The organism is Lysobacter sp. 1R34A (assembly GCF_051217035.1).
In the GTDB taxonomy this organism is placed as follows: domain Bacteria; phylum Pseudomonadota; class Gammaproteobacteria; order Xanthomonadales; family Xanthomonadaceae; genus Lysobacter.
Map to the genome: position 1 here is coordinate 1 of NZ_JBPKJP010000045.1, position 14,204 is coordinate 14,204.

The following is a 14,204-nucleotide window of genomic DNA, read 5'->3' on the forward strand; positions in this document are numbered from 1 at the left end:
CCGAAAGCCGAGCGACTCGTACAATTTCTGCGCCGGCGCCATGCTCGGCAAAGTGTCCAGGCAGATGCGCGAATAGCCGGCGGCGCGCGCTTCGGCGCAGATGCGTTCGGCATGCGCTGCCGCCTGCCGTTGCCGCTGGCCAGCGAGGCCTTCGGCGCGGTGCTGCTGCAGCACGTGTTCGACGACGGCGCCGACCCGCAGCCGCTGCTCAGCGAATGCGCGCGCATCCTCGCGCCCGGCGGCCGGCTGTGGCTGGCGACCTTGAACCCGTGGAGCCCCTACCGCCTGCGCTGGGCCGGCAGCGGCCTGCGCGCGCGCGATGCCGGCCACTGGCAGGCGATGCTGCGCGCCTCCGGCTTCGGCGCCGACGCGGTCAGCCTGCAATGGCTGGGGCCGCGCTGGCGGGTCGCCCACGGCGAGGCCGGCGTCCGCGCCGCCGACCTGGTGCGGGCCGGGGTCGCCCTGACCCTGACCAAGCGCGTGCACGCGGCGGTACCGCCGATGCGGCTGCAGCAATTGCGCTGGCAGACCGGGCTGGTGCCGCGCGATGCGCATCGCGGCTCCACCCGCGGCGCGCAAAGGCGATAATGCCCGGCTGCCGTACAGAGAAGCCGTTGCGTGAGCGAATCCAGTCAAGACGCCGAGAAGATCGTAGAAATCCACACCGACGGCGCCTGCCTCGGCAATCCCGGCCCGGGCGGCTGGGCCGCGCTGCTGCGCTACAAGGGCCGCGAGCGCGAACTCGCCGGCGGCGAGCCGGACACCACCAACAACCGCATGGAGCTGATGGGCGCGATCATGGGCCTGGAGGCGCTGAGCGAGCCGTGCAAGGTGGTGTTGACCACCGACTCGCAGTACGTGCGCCAGGGCATCACCCTGTGGATCAACAACTGGGTGCGGCGCGGCTGGAAGACCGCCGGCGGCGATCCGGTCAAGAACCGCGACCTGTGGGAGCGCCTGAATGCCGCGAGCCGGCGCCACGCGATCGACTGGAAGTGGGTCAAGGGCCATTCCGGCGACCCCGACAACGAGCGCGTCGACGTGCTCGCGCGGGTGCAGGCGGAGCGGCTGCGGGCTTATCGGCCTTGACCGCAGGAACGAGTGGAGAGGAACGAGCAACGAGTGGCGTCCACTCGTCACTCGTTCTAGTTACTAGTTCCTCGTTACTAGTTGCTGTTTCCTCGCCCCCTCGCTCACTCCTCATTAGAATGGCCCCATGCGTCAAATCATCCTAGATACCGAAACCACCGGTCTGAGCTGGGAGCGCGGCAACCGCGTGGTCGAAATCGGCTGCGTCGAATTCGTCGAACGCCGCCCGACCGGCCGCACCTATCACCAGTACATCAAGCCCGATTGCGATTTCGAGGCCGGCGCCCAGGAAGTCACCGGCCTGAGCCTGGAAATCCTGGCCGACAAGCCGCCGTTCGAGCAGATCGTCGACGAGTTCCTCGCCTTCATCGATGGCGCCGAAGTGATCATCCACAACGCCGCGTTCGACGTCGGCTTTCTCGACAACGAACTGTCGCGTTGCGGCCCGCAGTACGGCAAATTGCGCGACCGCGTCACCATCGAAGACTCGCTGCTGCTCGCGCGCCAGCGCTTCCCCGGCCAGCGCAATTCGCTCGACGCCTTGTGCAAGCGCCTCGGCGTCGACAACTCGCACCGCCAGTTGCACGGCGCGCTGCTCGACGCCCAGTTGCTGGGCGAGGTCTACATCGGCCTGACCTCGGGCCAGGAAGAGATCGGTTTCGGCGACCCCGGCGCGGCCGCGGCCAAGCTCGAACAGGCCAGCTTCCAGGTCGACACCAGCGCCCCGCGCCCGCGCGTGATCGTGTTGCCGGCCGAACTCGCCGCCCACGAGGCGCGCCTGGAAAAGCTGCGCAAGAAAGCCGGCAAGTGCATCTGGGATCTGGCGATGCCGCCGGTCGAGCTCGTCCAGGCGGTCGAGGCCTGAGCGGAAGCACCGCGAACCCTTGCGGGCAAAATGCTGAAGTCTCCGAGTCCCTGCCTCGCGGGGATGGCGGCTGGCGCCGGCGCGGCAGTCCTGGATGACGAGCCGGGATGACGAGCCGGAGCGGTTCGCGCCGCGCAAGCCAGGCCGCTCTTATCGCAGGCTTGGAATTGATTGGACGACTAGACCTCGGGTAAGGCCGGCGGCGCCCAGGCGGCGGCACCCTCAGTGACTGCGCACCAGCACCACGGTCACGTTGTCCGAACCGCCGCCGTCGAGCGCCGCGGCGACCAGCGAGTCCACGCATTCCTGCGCGCTGCAGTCGTTATGCGCGAGCACCCGGGCGATGCTGCGGTCGTCGACCTCTTCGGTCAGGCCGTCGCTGCACAACAGCAATTGCATGCCCGGGCGCAATTCGCCGTTCATGGTTTCGACATTGAGGTTGCGCGGGTCGGTCACGCCCAGGGCCTGGGTCACCACATTGCGGTGCGGATGGCTGCGCGCCTGCTCGTGGGTGATCGCGCCGTTGGCGATCAGCTCCTGGACGTAGCTGTGGTCCTGCGAGAGCTGGGCCAGGTGGCCGTCGCGCCACAGGTAGACCCGGCTGTCCCCGACCCAGGCCACTTCGAAACGATTGCCGTTGATGCGGGCCGCGACCACGGTCGTGCCCATCGGCAGGGCGTCGTTGCGCCGGCGCGAGGTGCGGATGATCTCTTCGTCGGCGATGCGGATCGCCTGCGCCAGAGGGGCGCCGTTGCGGACCTCGCGGACGATGGCCTCGCGCGCGAGCGCGCTGGCGACCTCGCCATATTCGTGCCCGCCCATACCGTCGGCGACCAACCATAGGCCGAGTTCGCTGTCACCGTAGTAGGTGTCTTCGTTGAGTTCGCGGCGCAGGCCGACATGCGTGAGGTGTCCGAATTCGATCATCTGCCGGTCGTGCCGCTCGCGGTTGTCGGGTTTGCCAATGCTGAAAACGCAATCATCGCGGCCAAGCGGCCGCGTAGCAAGAAAGCGTGATCCGCGTACGGCTTTCATGCATGAGCATGGATGAAGGCCGCGTGTGGGTCGAATCGGAGGAAGCGATGGTGGCGCAAGGCATCGACGGCGACCCCTGCGCGAGTGGGTGAAACAAGCTGGAGCGTGGCCCAGGTCGGCCAAACGGCTCATGAAGCACCGGTGTCGCACATTGAACGTGCGAGCGCGGCCGTCGTGAAACCCGCGCCCCGGATCGCTGGTGGGGATCGCTGGCGGCGCTCGTCCGGGACGGAGCGGGCCGCCGGCGAGCGCGAACGCATGGCGGGGCGCAACTTTCGATTCGGCCGATCGGTTCGAGCGAATCGGTGCCGCGCCGCATACGGCCGGGCCCGCCGGCCGGCCGGGGCCCAAAAACAAAACGGGCCCCGAAGAGCCCGTTGTGTCTGTATCTGGCGGAGAGGGGGGGATTCGAACCCCCGGTACGCTATAAACGTACGCCTGATTTCGAGTCAGGTACATTCAACCACTCTGCCACCTCTCCGGGTGCAGTGAGCCGAGAATGATACGGGCTGAAACCCCCGCCGACAAGGCTTGTCCCGATCATGGCGTCGGCGCCTCCCGGGGCCGGGGAGGGCGGGGCTACACTAGCGGCCTTCTTTCGCAACGAAACGGCTGCGCGACATGTCCGAAATCCTGGTCCCGGTGTCCTTTGGCGAACTGCTCGACAAGATCGCGATCCTGCAGATCAAGTCCGAGCGCATGACCGACGAGGCCAAGCTGGCCAACGTCCGCAACGAGCTCAGCGCGCTCGAGCAGACCTGGATGGCCCATCCGGCCGCCGGCGGCGACATCGTCCGCCTGCGCGCCGAGCTCAAGGCCGTCAACGAGCGCCTGTGGGTGATCGAGGACGACATCCGCATCAAGGAAAAGCGCCAGGAGTTCGACGACGAATTCATCCGCCTGGCGCGCTCGGTCTACATCGAGAACGACGTGCGGGCGCGGGTCAAGAAGGACATCAACCTGGCCCTGGGCTCGACCTACGTCGAAGAAAAGTCGTATCAGGACTACGGTCCCGGCCTGGCCGGCTGAGCGAGCGGCCGCGGCGGTGCCGATGGCAGAACCCAAGCCGCGCGCCGCGGGCGCCTGGCTGTACGACGATCTGCTCGCCTGGCTGTGCCCGGGCGGGCTGCTGTTGACCGCCCTGGCCCTGCGCCACCCGGCCGGGCTGCAACTGTTGCGCGAACAAGCCCCGGAACTGACCCTGCCGACCTGGTTCGCCGGCGCCTATGCGCTGGGGCTGGCCCTGAGCCCGATTGGCCGGCTGGTCTACGGCGTCGCCCAGGGCATCGTCTGGCCGCGGCTGCGCCGCGCCTGGACCCCGGCCATCGCCTTCCTGTCGCAGCGGCTGGCGCGCAGCGAGGGATTGGCGCTGCCGGATGCCGCGCACATGTCGACCTCGGTGTTCCACGACGTCGACCGGCGCATGCGCGAGTATCTGGAGGCGGCCGATCCGTCCTCGCGCAACACCCTCAATCGCATGAAGGTGCTGTGCAGCCTGTCGTGCAATGCCGCCGCGGCCTGCCTGGTGTTCCTCGCCGTGGAAGCGCTGACCGGCGGCTGGCGCGAGTGGACCGGCGGCCAGGCCGCGGTCGCCGCCCTGGTGCTCGCGCTGGCGCTGGTCGCCGCGGTCTATCGCGAACGCCGCCGCCAACGCACGCAGTTGTCGATCTGGCGACGGCTGCAGATTCAAAACGACGCGGAGAGTTGAGCCCGGCAGGCATGCGCCGTGAATTCGAACGTCGAGCCAGCAGGGTCGGCCGCCTGCAGGTCGGCGACGGAATGACCCTTCACCAGGGCATCCGGCTCAGACGGCCGGGTGATCGGCGACATAGCGCTCGAAGGCGGCGATGCCGTCCTCGACCGCGATCAGGTCCATCACCCCTTCGTGTTCGATCTTGGTGCCCCAGGCGATGTCGGCGGCGGGCTTGCCCAGGTACTTGCGCGCGGCGTCGTCGTAGCGGTCGGCGCAGTAGCGGCGGTCGCTGTAGGGGCCGCTGCGGGCCGGGTTGCTGGCCGCGTGCAGGCCGAGCACCTTGGTGCCCATGGCGTTGGCGATGTGCATCGGGCCGGAGTCGGGGGTCATCAGCAACTGGCCGCGTTCGAGCAGCGCCGGCAGTTGCTTTAAGGTGTCCTTGCCGACCAGGTCCAGCGCCGGGTGGCGCATCGCCGCGAGGATCGCGTCGGCGGTGGCGCGTTCGAGTTCGCTGCGGCCGCCGCACAGCACCACCCGCCAACCGCGCTCGGCCGCGTGGTCGGCGACCGCGGCGTAGCGGTCGTTGCGCCAGTTGCGCACGGTGTGGCTCGAACACGGCGAGATCAGCAGGGTCGGCACGCCGTCCTGCGGCCATTGCGCGCGCGCCCATTCGCGCGCCTCGTCCGGCACCGGCAAGTCCCAGCGCACCTCGGTCTGGCGCAGGCCGAGCGGTTCGCAGAAGCTGCCGATCGCGTCGAGCACGTGAATGCCCGGGCGGTCGGGGATGCGTTCGTTGATGAAAAGCCCGTGCAGGTCCTTCGAGCGCGAGCGGTCGTAGCCGACCCGGCGCTGCGCCGGCAGGAACGCCGACAGCAGATTGGCGCGCGCGGCCACCTGCATCTGCAGCAGCACGTCGAAGCGACCGCCGGGCAGGCGCCGCTCGCGCAGGCCGCGGCGCAGGGCGCGCATGCCGGCGAAGCCGCTTTTCTTGTCGTATTCCAGGAATTCGACGCCTTCCAGGCCGTCCAGCAAGCGCCGCTCGCCCTTGCCGATGACCCAGGCGATCGAGGCCTGCGGGCGCGCCGCGCGCAAAGTGCGTACCAGCGGCACGACGTGGGTCACATCGCCGAGCGCGGACAGGCGCAGCAGACAGATCGACGGATGGGAACTGAGAGGCGTTGTGGTCACGTGACTTGTTAGACTCGGTCGGATGACGGGTTATGACGCCGCCGAGGGACTGACGCCGTACCGCGACGATAGCGGGTACGGCGCGATTCTGTTCGACCGCGCGCAGGTCCGGCAAGCCGCGCCGGAATGGTTCTCGCCGGCGCACTGGGGCGGCAACGCGCGCCCGGTCGACAGCGGCGGCCGCGGCGGCGCTTGGTTCGTCGACGCGCCGTTCGGCCGGGTGGTGCTGCGCCGCTACCTGCGCGGCGGCCTGATCGCCCGCTTCAACCGCGACCGCTATTGGTGGAACGGCGCCAACCAGACCCGCAGCTTCGCCGAGTTCCGCCTGCTGCGCGAACTGGCCGGCAAGGGCCTGCCGGTGCCGAAGCCGGTGGCCGCCTGGTACCGCCGCGACGGTTGGTATTACTACGCCGCGATCCTGCTCGAACGCCTCGGCGACGTGCGCTCGCTGGCCGACCGCGCCGCGGTGGCCGGCGACGGCGCGCCCTGGGAGGAAGCCGGGCGGCTGATCGCGCGCTGCCACCGGGTCGGGCTCGACCACGCCGACCTCAACGCCACCAATCTGCTGTTCGACAGCGGCGGGCACGGCTGGGTGATCGACCTGGACCGCGGCCAGATCCGGATTCCGGCGACCCCCTGGCGCGAGCGCAACCTGGCCCGGCTGAAGCGCTCGCTGCTGAAACTGCGCGGCGAGCGCGGCGAGGCCGAGATCGAACGCGATTTCGCCCGACTGCGCACGGCCTATGACCGCGCCTGGGAACGTGGTTACTAGAGACGTGGTCAGCGAATCGAGGGGACGGGCATGACTTGGCGGTTGCGTTTGCATGGCGTCGGCAATGCGTCGGCGGTCGAGCTGGGCTCGGCGATGGCCACCCTGGAGCGCGACGGCGAGCCCTGGCTCACCATCGATTGCGGCGGCGAAGGCCTGACCGCGTTCCTGGCCCATTACGGCCGGATGCCCGAAGCGCTGTTCGTCACCCACACCCACCTGGACCACATCGCCGGGTTCGAGCGCCTGTTCGTGGCCCACTATTTCGACCCGCAGCGGCGCGGCAAGGTGCGGCTGTACGTGCCGGCGACGGTGGTGCCGCTGCTGCACCAGCGCGTGGCCGACTACCCGAACGTGCTGGCCGAGGGCGGGGTGAACTTCTGGGACGCGTTCCAGCTGGTGCCGGTCAGCGGCCATTTCTGGCACGGCGGCCTGCGCCTGGAGGTGTTCGCGACCCGTCACCATTGGCCCGACAGCGCCTTCGGTCTGCGCCTGCGCGGCAGCGCCATCTGGACCGGCGACACCCGCCCGATCCCCGAGGCCTTGGCCAAGTACGCCGATGCCGGCGAGCTGATCGCCCACGACTGCGCACTGCACGGCAACCCCTCGCACAGCGGCATCGAGGATCTGGAGCGGGAATACTCGCGCGAACTGCTGAACCGCTGCCTGCTTTACCACTACGGCAGCCGCGAAGAGGGCGACGAACTGGCGGCGCGGGGGTATCGTGTCGGCAGGCCGGGCGAAGCGATCGAACTGGCCGAGCCCACCGTCACGCAACTGCCGTCCTAGTGAATGCCGCCTTCGTGAGTGCCGCCCCCGGTCTGCCGCCGCTGCCGATGCCGCTGGATCTCCACGGCCGGCCGCTGCGCGACCTGCGTCTGTCGGTGATCGAGGCCTGCAACTTCCGCTGCCCCTATTGCATGCCAGCCGAGCGGGTGCCCGACGACTACGGTCTGGATGCGGCCTCGCGCCTGAGCTTCGACGAGATCGAAACCCTGGTGCGCGGTTTCGTCCGGGTGGGGGTCAACAAACTGCGCCTGACCGGCGGCGAGCCGCTGCTGCGCAAGCGCCTGCCCGAGCTGATCGCGCGGCTGGCGCGGATCGAAGGCATCGACGACCTGGCCCTGACCACCAACGGCTCTTTGCTCGCGCGCCACGCGCGGGCCTTGCGCGAGGCCGGCCTGCGCCGCCTCACGGTAAGCCTGGACGCACTCGACCCCGAGCGCTTCAGGCGCCTGTCCGGCGGCCGCGGCGAAATCGCCGACGTGCTCGAAGGCATCGCCGCGGCGCGCGAGGCCGGTTTCGATTCCATCAAGATCAACTGCGTGGTCCAGCGCGGCGTCAACGAAGACCAGGTGCTGCCCCTGGTCGAGCACTTCCGCGGCAGCGGCCACGTACTGCGTTTCATCGAGTACATGGACGTGGGCAACTGCAACGACTGGAGCGCCGAGGGCGTGGTGAGTTCGCAGACCCTGCGCGACCGCATCCACGCGCGCTGGCCGCTGCGCGCGCTCGACGCCAATTACCGCGGCGAAGTCGCGGCGCGCTACGGCTTCGCCGACGGCCGCGGCGAGATCGGCTTCGTGTCCTCGATCAGCGCGCCGTTCTGCGGCGATTGCCACCGCTCGCGGGTGTCCGCCGACGGCCGCCTGTACACCTGCCTGTTCGCCGCCGAAGGCACCGACTTGCGACCGTCGCTGGCCTTGGGCGAGACCGCCTTCGCCGAACGCCTGGCCGCGCTGTGGTCGCGCCGCGGCGACCGCTACAGCGAATTGCGCGCCCTCGACGCGCCGCGCTCCAAGCGCCACGTCGAGATGTTCTTGATCGGCGGTTGAGGCGGTGATGTCGTCGCCAGCCGGCAGTGCGGTCCTGTCGTTCCCCGATGCGGCTTTCGGTTCCATGCTCTCCGGATCGCTCGAGGCGCAAGGTTTTATTCGCTTGCCCGGCGTGCTCGGTGCGGTGGACCTCGCTGCGATGGCGGCACAGCTCGAAGCCTGCGATGGCGACGAGGCCGGCACCCGCAATCTGCTTCAACACGCGTGGTGCCGGGCATTGGTGGCGCCGTTGCGCCTGCGGCTTCGCGACCTGGGCTTGTTGGCCGAGGATGCGTTCGCCGTGCAATGCACTTTATTCCGCAAAAGCCAATCGCGTAACTGGAAAGTCGCCCTGCATCAGGACTTGTCGATCCCAGTGGCCGAGAAGGTCGCGGATGCGGCGCTCTCGGGTTGGTCGCACAAGGAGGGCTCGCATTTCGTCCAGCCGCCGGCGGCGCTCCTGGGGCGGCTGACCGTCGTGCGCATCCACCTGGATCCGTGTACCGATTCCGATGGGCCGTTGCGCGTGGTGCCGGGTTCGCACCGGGCCGGAAAGCTCACTGCGCAAAGCGCGCGGGCATTGCGCCAGGACCGCGGCGAGACCGCATGCACCGCACAGCCGGGCGATCTGCTTATCATGCGACCGTTGCTGCTGCATGCTTCTTCCAAGGCCAGCCGCCCGCAAGGCCGGCGGCGTGTCCTGCATTTCCTGTTCGCTCCGTCCGACCCCGGACACGGACTGCGATGGAGTCTGGCGATTTGAAATCCAAACCTGCCCTTACCCATGTCGACCGCGACGGCCGCCCGGCCATGGTCGACGTGTCGGACAAATCGGTGACCGCCCGCGAAGCGGTCGCGCAGTGCCGCGTGCGCTTTCCCGCGGCGGTGGCGCTGCAACTGCGTGCCGACGGGCTCAAGAGCAAGAAGGGCGCGGTGATCGACACCGCCATCATCGCCGGGACGATGGCGGTCAAGCGCACCCACGAGCTGATCCCGTTCTGCCATCCGCTGCCGATCGACGGCTGCCGCTTCGCCATCGATTGGGACGGCGACAATGCCTTGACGATCGAATGCGCGGTCAAGACCACCCACCGCACCGGCGTCGAGATGGAAGCGCTGACCGGCGCGACCGTCGCGGCGCTGACGATCTACGACATGTGCAAGGCCTTGTCGCATCGCATCGTGATCGGGCCGGCCAAGCTGACCGGCAAGCGCGGCGGCAAGCGCGATTTCGCCGCCGGGCCAGCGCCGCGCGGAGACGAGCGATGAGCCGACTCACCGTGCTGTATTTCGCCAGCCTGCGCGACGCCGCCGGCGTCGCCAGCGAATCGGTCGAGGCCGATGCGGCCGATCTGCGCGCACTGTACGAGGCCTTGCGCCAGCGGCACGGCTTCGTCCTGCCGGTCGAGCGCTTGCGCGTGGCCGTCGACGGCGCCTTCGCGCGCTGGGACGAAACGCCGCGCGCCGGCAGCGAAGTGGCCTTCATCCCACCGGTCTCGGGAGGCTGAATGAGCCGTTTCGCCCTGTCCGAACAGCCCTTCGAGATCGCGCCGCTGCGCGCGCAACTGCTCAGCGACCGCGCCGGCGCCTACGCCAGCTTCGAGGGCTGGGTGCGCGACCACCACGGCGGCCGCGCGGTCGCCGGCCTGCGTTACGAAAGCTATGCCGCGCTCGCCCTGGCCGAAGGCGAGCGGGTGCTGGAAGAAGCCATCGAGCGCTTCGCCATCGTCGATGCGCGCTGCGTGCACCGCGTCGGCGACCTGGCGATCGGCGAACTGGCGGTCTGGGTGGGCGTCAGCGCCGCGCATCGCGAGGCCGCATTCGCCGCCTGCCGCTACATCATCGACGAGACCAAGGCGCGGGTGCCGATCTGGAAGCACGAGCGCTATGCGGATGGGGATGCGGATTGGCTGCATCCGACCGCTCCCGCGTAAGGCGGAGCCGGGTATCGGCATCGAGGCGATCGACCCATCCGCGGGTTTCGCTAAATAGCCGACGCAACCGCTCAACGGCACGAGTCCAGGCATCGTTCTGAGTTAGCTTCAACCTCCCGCAGCGAACCACCGGAGCCGTCATGTCCCGTGCCCTGTGCCTGTCCCTCCTGCTCGCCGCCGCCATGCCGGCGTTTTCGGGCGAGCTTTTGGTCGGCAACAAATCGGCCGATACCGTCTGGCGGTTGTCGCTCGACGACGGCCGCAAGCTCGGCGAATTCGCCACCCGCCAGGCGCCGCACGAAATCGCGGTCAGCCACGATGGCGGCATCGCGCTGGTGGCGAACTACGGCAGCCGGGAAACCCCGGGCAATACCTTGAGCGTGCTCGACCTGCGCGGCGGCAAGCCGACGCGCACCATCGACCTCGGCCGCCATGGCCGCCCGCACGGTTTGCGTTTCCTGCCCGGCGACCGCGAAGTCCTGGTCACCACCGAGGCCTCCGGCCAGTTGTTGCGCATCGACCTCGCCAGCGGCCGCATCGTCGCCGAGATCGCGATGGGCGAAGGGCGCGGCCACATGGTCGCGGTGTCGGCCGACGGCAAGACCGCCTACGTCAGCAAGATCGACCGCGGCACCATCAGCCGCGTCGACCTGGACCGCAATGCCAAGACCGCCGAGGTCGCGGCGGGCGAGGGCGCCGAAGGCCTGGCGGTGCGGCCCGGCAGCGACGAGGTCTGGGTCGGCAATCGCGAAGCCGGCACCCTGACCGTGCACGACGCGCGCACGCTCGCGCTGCGCAAGACCTTGCCGAGCCCGGGCTTTCCGATCCGGGTCGCGTTCACCGCCGACGGCCGCCATGCCCTGGTCAGCAACGCGCGCGCGGCGACCGTCGCGGTGTTCGATGCCAAGCGGAAGAAGGCGGTGGCGACGATCGCCCTGGCGCGCGAGGGCGCCGAGTACCGCGATACCTTGCTCGGCCGCGCCGCCTTGCCGATCGGCGTGATCGCCGACCCGAAGCGGCCGCGGGTTTATGTCGCGATCAGCGGCGGCGACGAGGTCGCGGTGATCGACCGCAAGACCTGGAAGCCGATCGCCTACTGGAAGACCGGGCGCGAGCCCGATGCGCTGGCCTGGTCGCTGCGCGCGGATTGACGGGTTGGCCGGTCACTGACCGAGTGCTACCGGGGGATGAGGGATCCGGTGGGCGGGGCGCCAAGCGCGGCTACCGTGCGAACCGCATCCGGAGAGCGGGGCCTGCGGAAAACCAGGGTCCGAAAAGGCGGCGGCCCCGCAAGCGTGACTCCGGCGCCCGAATCGGTCGATACCGTTGCTGCCTTCCGGCCCTGGCGGGATTTTCAACTTATCGTCGCGGAGGCGCCAACGGGGCCACCATAGAGAACGAAGGCGCTGTAGCGCTTTCGCGGCTCCGATAGGCAGTCGGGTGGTCCGTGGGACGACCCGGTTGTCGACCGGAGAGCCCAGTATTCTGCCTGAAGCCGCCATCGCGGCGCAATCTCGGCGCCGGCGGCCTCGAAACGACTGCCTGTGCCGGGGGCGGGCGGTCGCGGTGCGCGAAGCGCTCGCTGGCCCGGCGCTAGAATCGCGCGATGCGCATAGCCGTCATTTCCGATGTTCATGGCAACCTGGGGGCGCTCGATGCGGTCCTGGCCGATATCGAGCGGCGCGGCGCCGATCTCGCGGTCAATCTGGGCGACCTGCTGTCCGGCCCGCTGCAGCCGCGCGAAACCGCCGACCGCCTGATCGCGCTCGGCTGGCCGACCATCGCCGGCAATCACGAACGCCAGGTGCTGAACGACCCGCCCGAGCGCATGAGCGCGTCCGACCGCCACGCCGTCGCCGAGATCCGCCCCGGCCAGCGCGAGTGGCTGCGCAGCCTGCCGCCGACCTGGCGCCTGAACGAGGAGGTGCTGCTGGTCCATGGCACCCCGCGCAGCGACCTGGAATGTTTCATCGAGACCGTCGACGCGCATGGCATGCGCCCGGCTCATGGCGACGAAGCGATGCAGCGTGCCGGCGGCACCGATGCGCGGGTGATCCTGTGCGGACACACCCACGTACCGCGCAGCCTGCGCCTGGCCGATGGGCGTCTGGTCGTCAATCCCGGCAGCGTCGGCCTGCAGGCTTACGAGGGAGAGCATCCGTATCCGCACCGGGTCGAGACCGGTTCGCCGCAGGCGTGCTATGCCATCGTCGAGCGGATCAACGGCGAGTGGAGCGCGCAGTTGCTCGCGGTCGATTACGACTGGGAGGCGGAAGCCGAACGGGCCTTGCGCAACGGCCGGCCCGATTGGGCGCGTGCGTTGGCGACGGGCTACGTGTAGCCGGGTGCGGCCCGAGCCGGCTTGCCGCGAACGATCCGTTCGCAGGTTTCGGAGATCGGCGCGGGACGCATCCGCCCCGGGCCGATCCGCTTACCGCTGCACCAGGAACTGCGCCATCGGATAGTTGAAGGTGTGGCACTGCTCGAAGACCAGCCGCTCGCGATTGACCGTGGCGAAGGACTCATGGCGTCCCATCAATTGGCACGACTGCCACTTCACGTAGGGCATGTCGCCACCGCGCGGCCGGTAGGTGACCGGAATCGACGGCGGACCGATATGGCTCTGGAACGAGCGCGCCGCATCGGTGCAGGCGATGAAGCTCAGGTTGGCGTTCGCCGCGTCCCAGCCGCAATCCATCAGCTTGCTCTTGGCGTGGCGCAGCTCGAAGCGCACGCCCATCACGATCAAGGTCTTGACCGTATTGTTGTGCGGGCCCGGCGGCAGGTCGAAGAATACCGACGGCACGTCCTGGGTTTCGTTGCACTGGATCCACGAGCCGCCGTAGACGTTGATGTAGCCGCCGCGGGCGAAGCGCAGCAAGGTGCCGCTCTGGTATTCGAACTTGCAGTCGCGGAACCAGAAGTTCAGGAACTGGTCCTGCTGGCTGTGGGTCGGCGTCATGCCCGAATGCAGGAAGGCGTCGCCGAGCACCACGTCGTTGGCGAGGTGGCAGCGGTTGAACGCCCACTCCGAGTTGAGGTTGGAATCGGCCGGACCGTCCAGGCCGATCACCCGGTTCCAGGGGCCGCGCCATTCGACATCGTCGAAAGCGAAGTCCTGGTTCGTGCCGCCGGCCACCGAAGCCCAGCAATAGATCCAGTTGAGCCCCGGGCGCGCGGCGCGGAAGCTGATCTCGCGCACCCGCAACTGGCGCAGGCGGCCGTAGGCAGTCAGCAGATTGTTGGCGAACGCATCGCCGGCGCTCGGGGCGGCGTCGAACAGGATCTCCGAGCTGCGCTTGCCCTGGCCTTCGATCACATAGCCGTTGATCTTGGTCTTGCCGGTGTCCGGCCCCTTCGGCAGCAGCACGTCGGCCTTGGTCACGCGATAGATGCCGGCCGGGAAATACAGATGGTGGGTCAGCCAACCGTTGCCGTTCCTGGATGCGAACACCGCGTCGCGCGCGCGCTCGATCGCGGCGGTGTCGTCGGTGCTGCCGTTGCCGACCGCGCCGTAGTCCTTGACGTTGACCCGGCCCGGGTCGGTACCGACGAGCGCGGTCGACGCGAACGCGCCATCGCGGCGCGGCGGCGGCGCGCCGCCGATGGCCTCTTCTTGGTACATCGAACCGCCGATCGAGGCGGCGGTGGTGGCCGCCGCGGCCGCACCGGCGCCGGCGATCATGCCGGCCGCGCCGATCAACTTGCGGCGCGAACGCGAATGGGGGCCGGTATCGGCGTTTGCATCGGAACTCGTGGTCTTCTTGCTCATTTGGCATCCTGGGTAAGTGCCCGGATCGGGCATGACGTGACGGGC

General features: G+C 69.1%; 17 protein-coding genes, 1 tRNA gene and 1 other RNA gene. 14 read left to right on the forward strand and 5 right to left on the reverse strand.

Annotation, left to right across the window (positions count from 1 at the left end; translation table 11 throughout):
• Positions 1-111 precede the first annotated feature (111 nt).
• From ACSAMQ_RS11885 to dnaQ, 3 genes are all read left to right on the forward strand, one after another.
• A complete protein-coding gene (locus tag ACSAMQ_RS11885) occupies positions 112-588 on the forward strand; it encodes a methyltransferase domain-containing protein (protein WP_435395839.1) in 477 nt (158 codons plus the stop codon).
• Positions 589-618: 30 nt separating this feature from the next.
• A complete protein-coding gene (gene rnhA, locus ACSAMQ_RS11890) occupies positions 619-1,089 on the forward strand; it encodes a ribonuclease HI (RefSeq protein WP_435395840.1) in 471 nt (156 codons plus the stop codon).
• A 127-nt stretch (positions 1,090-1,216) separates the two neighbouring features.
• Positions 1,217-1,954 carry a DNA polymerase III subunit epsilon gene (gene dnaQ, locus ACSAMQ_RS11895; RefSeq protein WP_435395841.1) on the forward strand — a complete coding sequence of 246 codons (738 nt, stop codon included), beginning with the start codon at positions 1,217-1,219 and terminating at the stop codon, positions 1,952-1,954.
• Between the two features lie 222 nt (positions 1,955-2,176).
• Here dnaQ and ACSAMQ_RS11900 read toward each other — a convergent pair whose 3' ends face one another.
• Both ACSAMQ_RS11900 and ACSAMQ_RS11905 read right to left on the reverse strand, forming a co-directional pair.
• Positions 2,177-2,881 carry a PP2C family protein-serine/threonine phosphatase gene (locus tag ACSAMQ_RS11900; protein WP_031373549.1) on the reverse strand — a complete coding sequence of 235 codons (705 nt, stop codon included), beginning with the start codon at positions 2,879-2,881 and terminating at the stop codon, positions 2,177-2,179.
• A 498-nt stretch (positions 2,882-3,379) separates the two neighbouring features.
• A tRNA-Ser gene (locus tag ACSAMQ_RS11905) sits at positions 3,380-3,470 on the reverse strand.
• A 140-nt stretch (positions 3,471-3,610) separates the two neighbouring features.
• Here ACSAMQ_RS11905 and ACSAMQ_RS11910 point away from each other — a divergent pair.
• Both ACSAMQ_RS11910 and ACSAMQ_RS11915 read left to right on the forward strand, forming a co-directional pair.
• Complete coding sequence (locus ACSAMQ_RS11910) at positions 3,611-4,018, forward strand: DUF6165 family protein (protein ID WP_435395842.1); 408 nt, start codon at positions 3,611-3,613, stop codon at positions 4,016-4,018.
• A gap of 22 nt (positions 4,019-4,040) precedes the next feature.
• The gene (locus ACSAMQ_RS11915) at positions 4,041-4,697 is read left to right on the forward strand and encodes a hypothetical protein (protein ID WP_435395843.1); all 657 of its coding nucleotides are present in this window, start codon (positions 4,041-4,043) and stop codon (positions 4,695-4,697) included.
• Between the two features lie 96 nt (positions 4,698-4,793).
• Here ACSAMQ_RS11915 and ACSAMQ_RS11920 read toward each other — a convergent pair whose 3' ends face one another.
• Positions 4,794-5,870, reverse strand: coding sequence for a glycosyltransferase family 9 protein (locus ACSAMQ_RS11920; RefSeq protein WP_435395844.1), 1,077 nt, complete (start codon positions 5,868-5,870; stop codon positions 4,794-4,796).
• Positions 5,871-5,892: 22 nt separating this feature from the next.
• Between ACSAMQ_RS11920 and ACSAMQ_RS11925 the strand changes: the two genes are divergently transcribed.
• The 8 genes from ACSAMQ_RS11925 to ACSAMQ_RS11960 all read left to right on the forward strand — a co-directional run bounded on the left by ACSAMQ_RS11925 (position 5,893) and on the right by ACSAMQ_RS11960 (position 11,538).
• On the forward strand, positions 5,893-6,642 hold the full coding sequence (locus tag ACSAMQ_RS11925; protein ID WP_435395845.1) for a 3-deoxy-D-manno-octulosonic acid kinase: 750 nt from the start codon (positions 5,893-5,895) through the stop codon (positions 6,640-6,642).
• A 30-nt stretch (positions 6,643-6,672) separates the two neighbouring features.
• Positions 6,673-7,428 carry an MBL fold metallo-hydrolase gene (locus tag ACSAMQ_RS11930; protein ID WP_435395846.1) on the forward strand — a complete coding sequence of 252 codons (756 nt, stop codon included), beginning with the start codon at positions 6,673-6,675 and terminating at the stop codon, positions 7,426-7,428.
• A gap of 47 nt (positions 7,429-7,475) precedes the next feature.
• Positions 7,476-8,474: a GTP 3',8-cyclase MoaA gene (moaA, locus tag ACSAMQ_RS11935; RefSeq protein ID WP_435395868.1), complete on the forward strand. Its 999-nt coding sequence runs from the start codon at positions 7,476-7,478 to the stop codon at positions 8,472-8,474.
• Between the two features lie 7 nt (positions 8,475-8,481).
• Complete coding sequence (locus ACSAMQ_RS11940; protein WP_435395847.1) at positions 8,482-9,216, forward strand: phytanoyl-CoA dioxygenase family protein; 735 nt, start codon at positions 8,482-8,484, stop codon at positions 9,214-9,216.
• Positions 9,213-9,722, forward strand: a complete 510-nt coding sequence (gene moaC / locus ACSAMQ_RS11945) for a cyclic pyranopterin monophosphate synthase MoaC (protein ID WP_435395848.1) — start codon at positions 9,213-9,215, stop codon at positions 9,720-9,722. Before ACSAMQ_RS11940 ends, moaC begins: the two co-directional genes overlap by 4 nt.
• Complete coding sequence (moaD, locus tag ACSAMQ_RS11950) at positions 9,719-9,961, forward strand: molybdopterin converting factor subunit 1 (RefSeq protein WP_435395849.1); 243 nt, start codon at positions 9,719-9,721, stop codon at positions 9,959-9,961. Before moaC ends, moaD begins: the two co-directional genes overlap by 4 nt.
• On the forward strand, positions 9,962-10,387 hold the full coding sequence (locus tag ACSAMQ_RS11955) for a molybdenum cofactor biosynthesis protein MoaE (RefSeq protein WP_435395850.1): 426 nt from the start codon (positions 9,962-9,964) through the stop codon (positions 10,385-10,387).
• A 140-nt stretch (positions 10,388-10,527) separates the two neighbouring features.
• Positions 10,528-11,538 (forward strand): YncE family protein, encoded by a 1,011-nt coding sequence (locus ACSAMQ_RS11960; protein WP_435395851.1) that lies wholly within the window; start codon positions 10,528-10,530, stop codon positions 11,536-11,538.
• A gap of 134 nt (positions 11,539-11,672) precedes the next feature.
• Here the strand turns inward: ACSAMQ_RS11960 and ffs are convergent.
• Positions 11,673-11,769, reverse strand: an RNA gene (gene ffs / locus ACSAMQ_RS11965) — signal recognition particle sRNA small type.
• 224 nt (positions 11,770-11,993) lie between these two features.
• Between ffs and ACSAMQ_RS11970 the strand changes: the two genes are divergently transcribed.
• Positions 11,994-12,728 carry a metallophosphoesterase family protein gene (locus tag ACSAMQ_RS11970; RefSeq protein ID WP_435395852.1) on the forward strand — a complete coding sequence of 245 codons (735 nt, stop codon included), beginning with the start codon at positions 11,994-11,996 and terminating at the stop codon, positions 12,726-12,728.
• A 90-nt stretch (positions 12,729-12,818) separates the two neighbouring features.
• Here the strand turns inward: ACSAMQ_RS11970 and ACSAMQ_RS11975 are convergent, their stop codons facing one another.
• Complete coding sequence (locus ACSAMQ_RS11975) at positions 12,819-14,159, reverse strand: glycosyl hydrolase family 28-related protein (RefSeq protein WP_435395853.1); 1,341 nt, start codon at positions 14,157-14,159, stop codon at positions 12,819-12,821.
• Positions 14,160-14,204: the final 45 nt, after the last annotated feature.

Excerpts from the sequence above, each read along its gene's own strand:
- ACSAMQ_RS11975 (WP_435395853.1), bottom strand. The coding sequence starts at position 14,159 with ATGAGCAAGAAGACCACGAGTTCCGATGCAAACGCCGATACCGGCCCC.
- moaA (WP_435395868.1), top strand. The coding sequence starts at position 7,476 with ATGCCGCTGGATCTCCACGGCCGGCCGCTGCGCGACCTGCGTCTGTCG.
- ACSAMQ_RS11940 (WP_435395847.1), top strand. The coding sequence starts at position 8,482 with ATGTCGTCGCCAGCCGGCAGTGCGGTCCTGTCGTTCCCCGATGCGGCT.
- ACSAMQ_RS11885 (WP_435395839.1), top strand. The coding sequence starts at position 112 with ATGCGCTGCCGCCTGCCGTTGCCGCTGGCCAGCGAGGCCTTCGGCGCG.
- moaD (WP_435395849.1), top strand. The coding sequence starts at position 9,719 with ATGAGCCGACTCACCGTGCTGTATTTCGCCAGCCTGCGCGACGCCGCC.
- dnaQ (WP_435395841.1), top strand. The coding sequence starts at position 1,217 with ATGCGTCAAATCATCCTAGATACCGAAACCACCGGTCTGAGCTGGGAG.
- ACSAMQ_RS11900 (WP_031373549.1), bottom strand. The coding sequence starts at position 2,881 with ATGATCGAATTCGGACACCTCACGCATGTCGGCCTGCGCCGCGAACTC.
- ACSAMQ_RS11955 (WP_435395850.1), top strand. The coding sequence starts at position 9,962 with ATGAGCCGTTTCGCCCTGTCCGAACAGCCCTTCGAGATCGCGCCGCTG.
- ACSAMQ_RS11960 (WP_435395851.1), top strand. The coding sequence starts at position 10,528 with ATGTCCCGTGCCCTGTGCCTGTCCCTCCTGCTCGCCGCCGCCATGCCG.
- ACSAMQ_RS11970 (WP_435395852.1), top strand. The coding sequence starts at position 11,994 with ATGCGCATAGCCGTCATTTCCGATGTTCATGGCAACCTGGGGGCGCTC.
- ACSAMQ_RS11910 (WP_435395842.1), top strand. The coding sequence starts at position 3,611 with ATGTCCGAAATCCTGGTCCCGGTGTCCTTTGGCGAACTGCTCGACAAG.
- ACSAMQ_RS11930 (WP_435395846.1), top strand. The coding sequence starts at position 6,673 with ATGACTTGGCGGTTGCGTTTGCATGGCGTCGGCAATGCGTCGGCGGTC.
- ACSAMQ_RS11925 (WP_435395845.1), top strand. The coding sequence starts at position 5,893 with ATGACGGGTTATGACGCCGCCGAGGGACTGACGCCGTACCGCGACGAT.
- ACSAMQ_RS11915 (WP_435395843.1), top strand. The coding sequence starts at position 4,041 with ATGGCAGAACCCAAGCCGCGCGCCGCGGGCGCCTGGCTGTACGACGAT.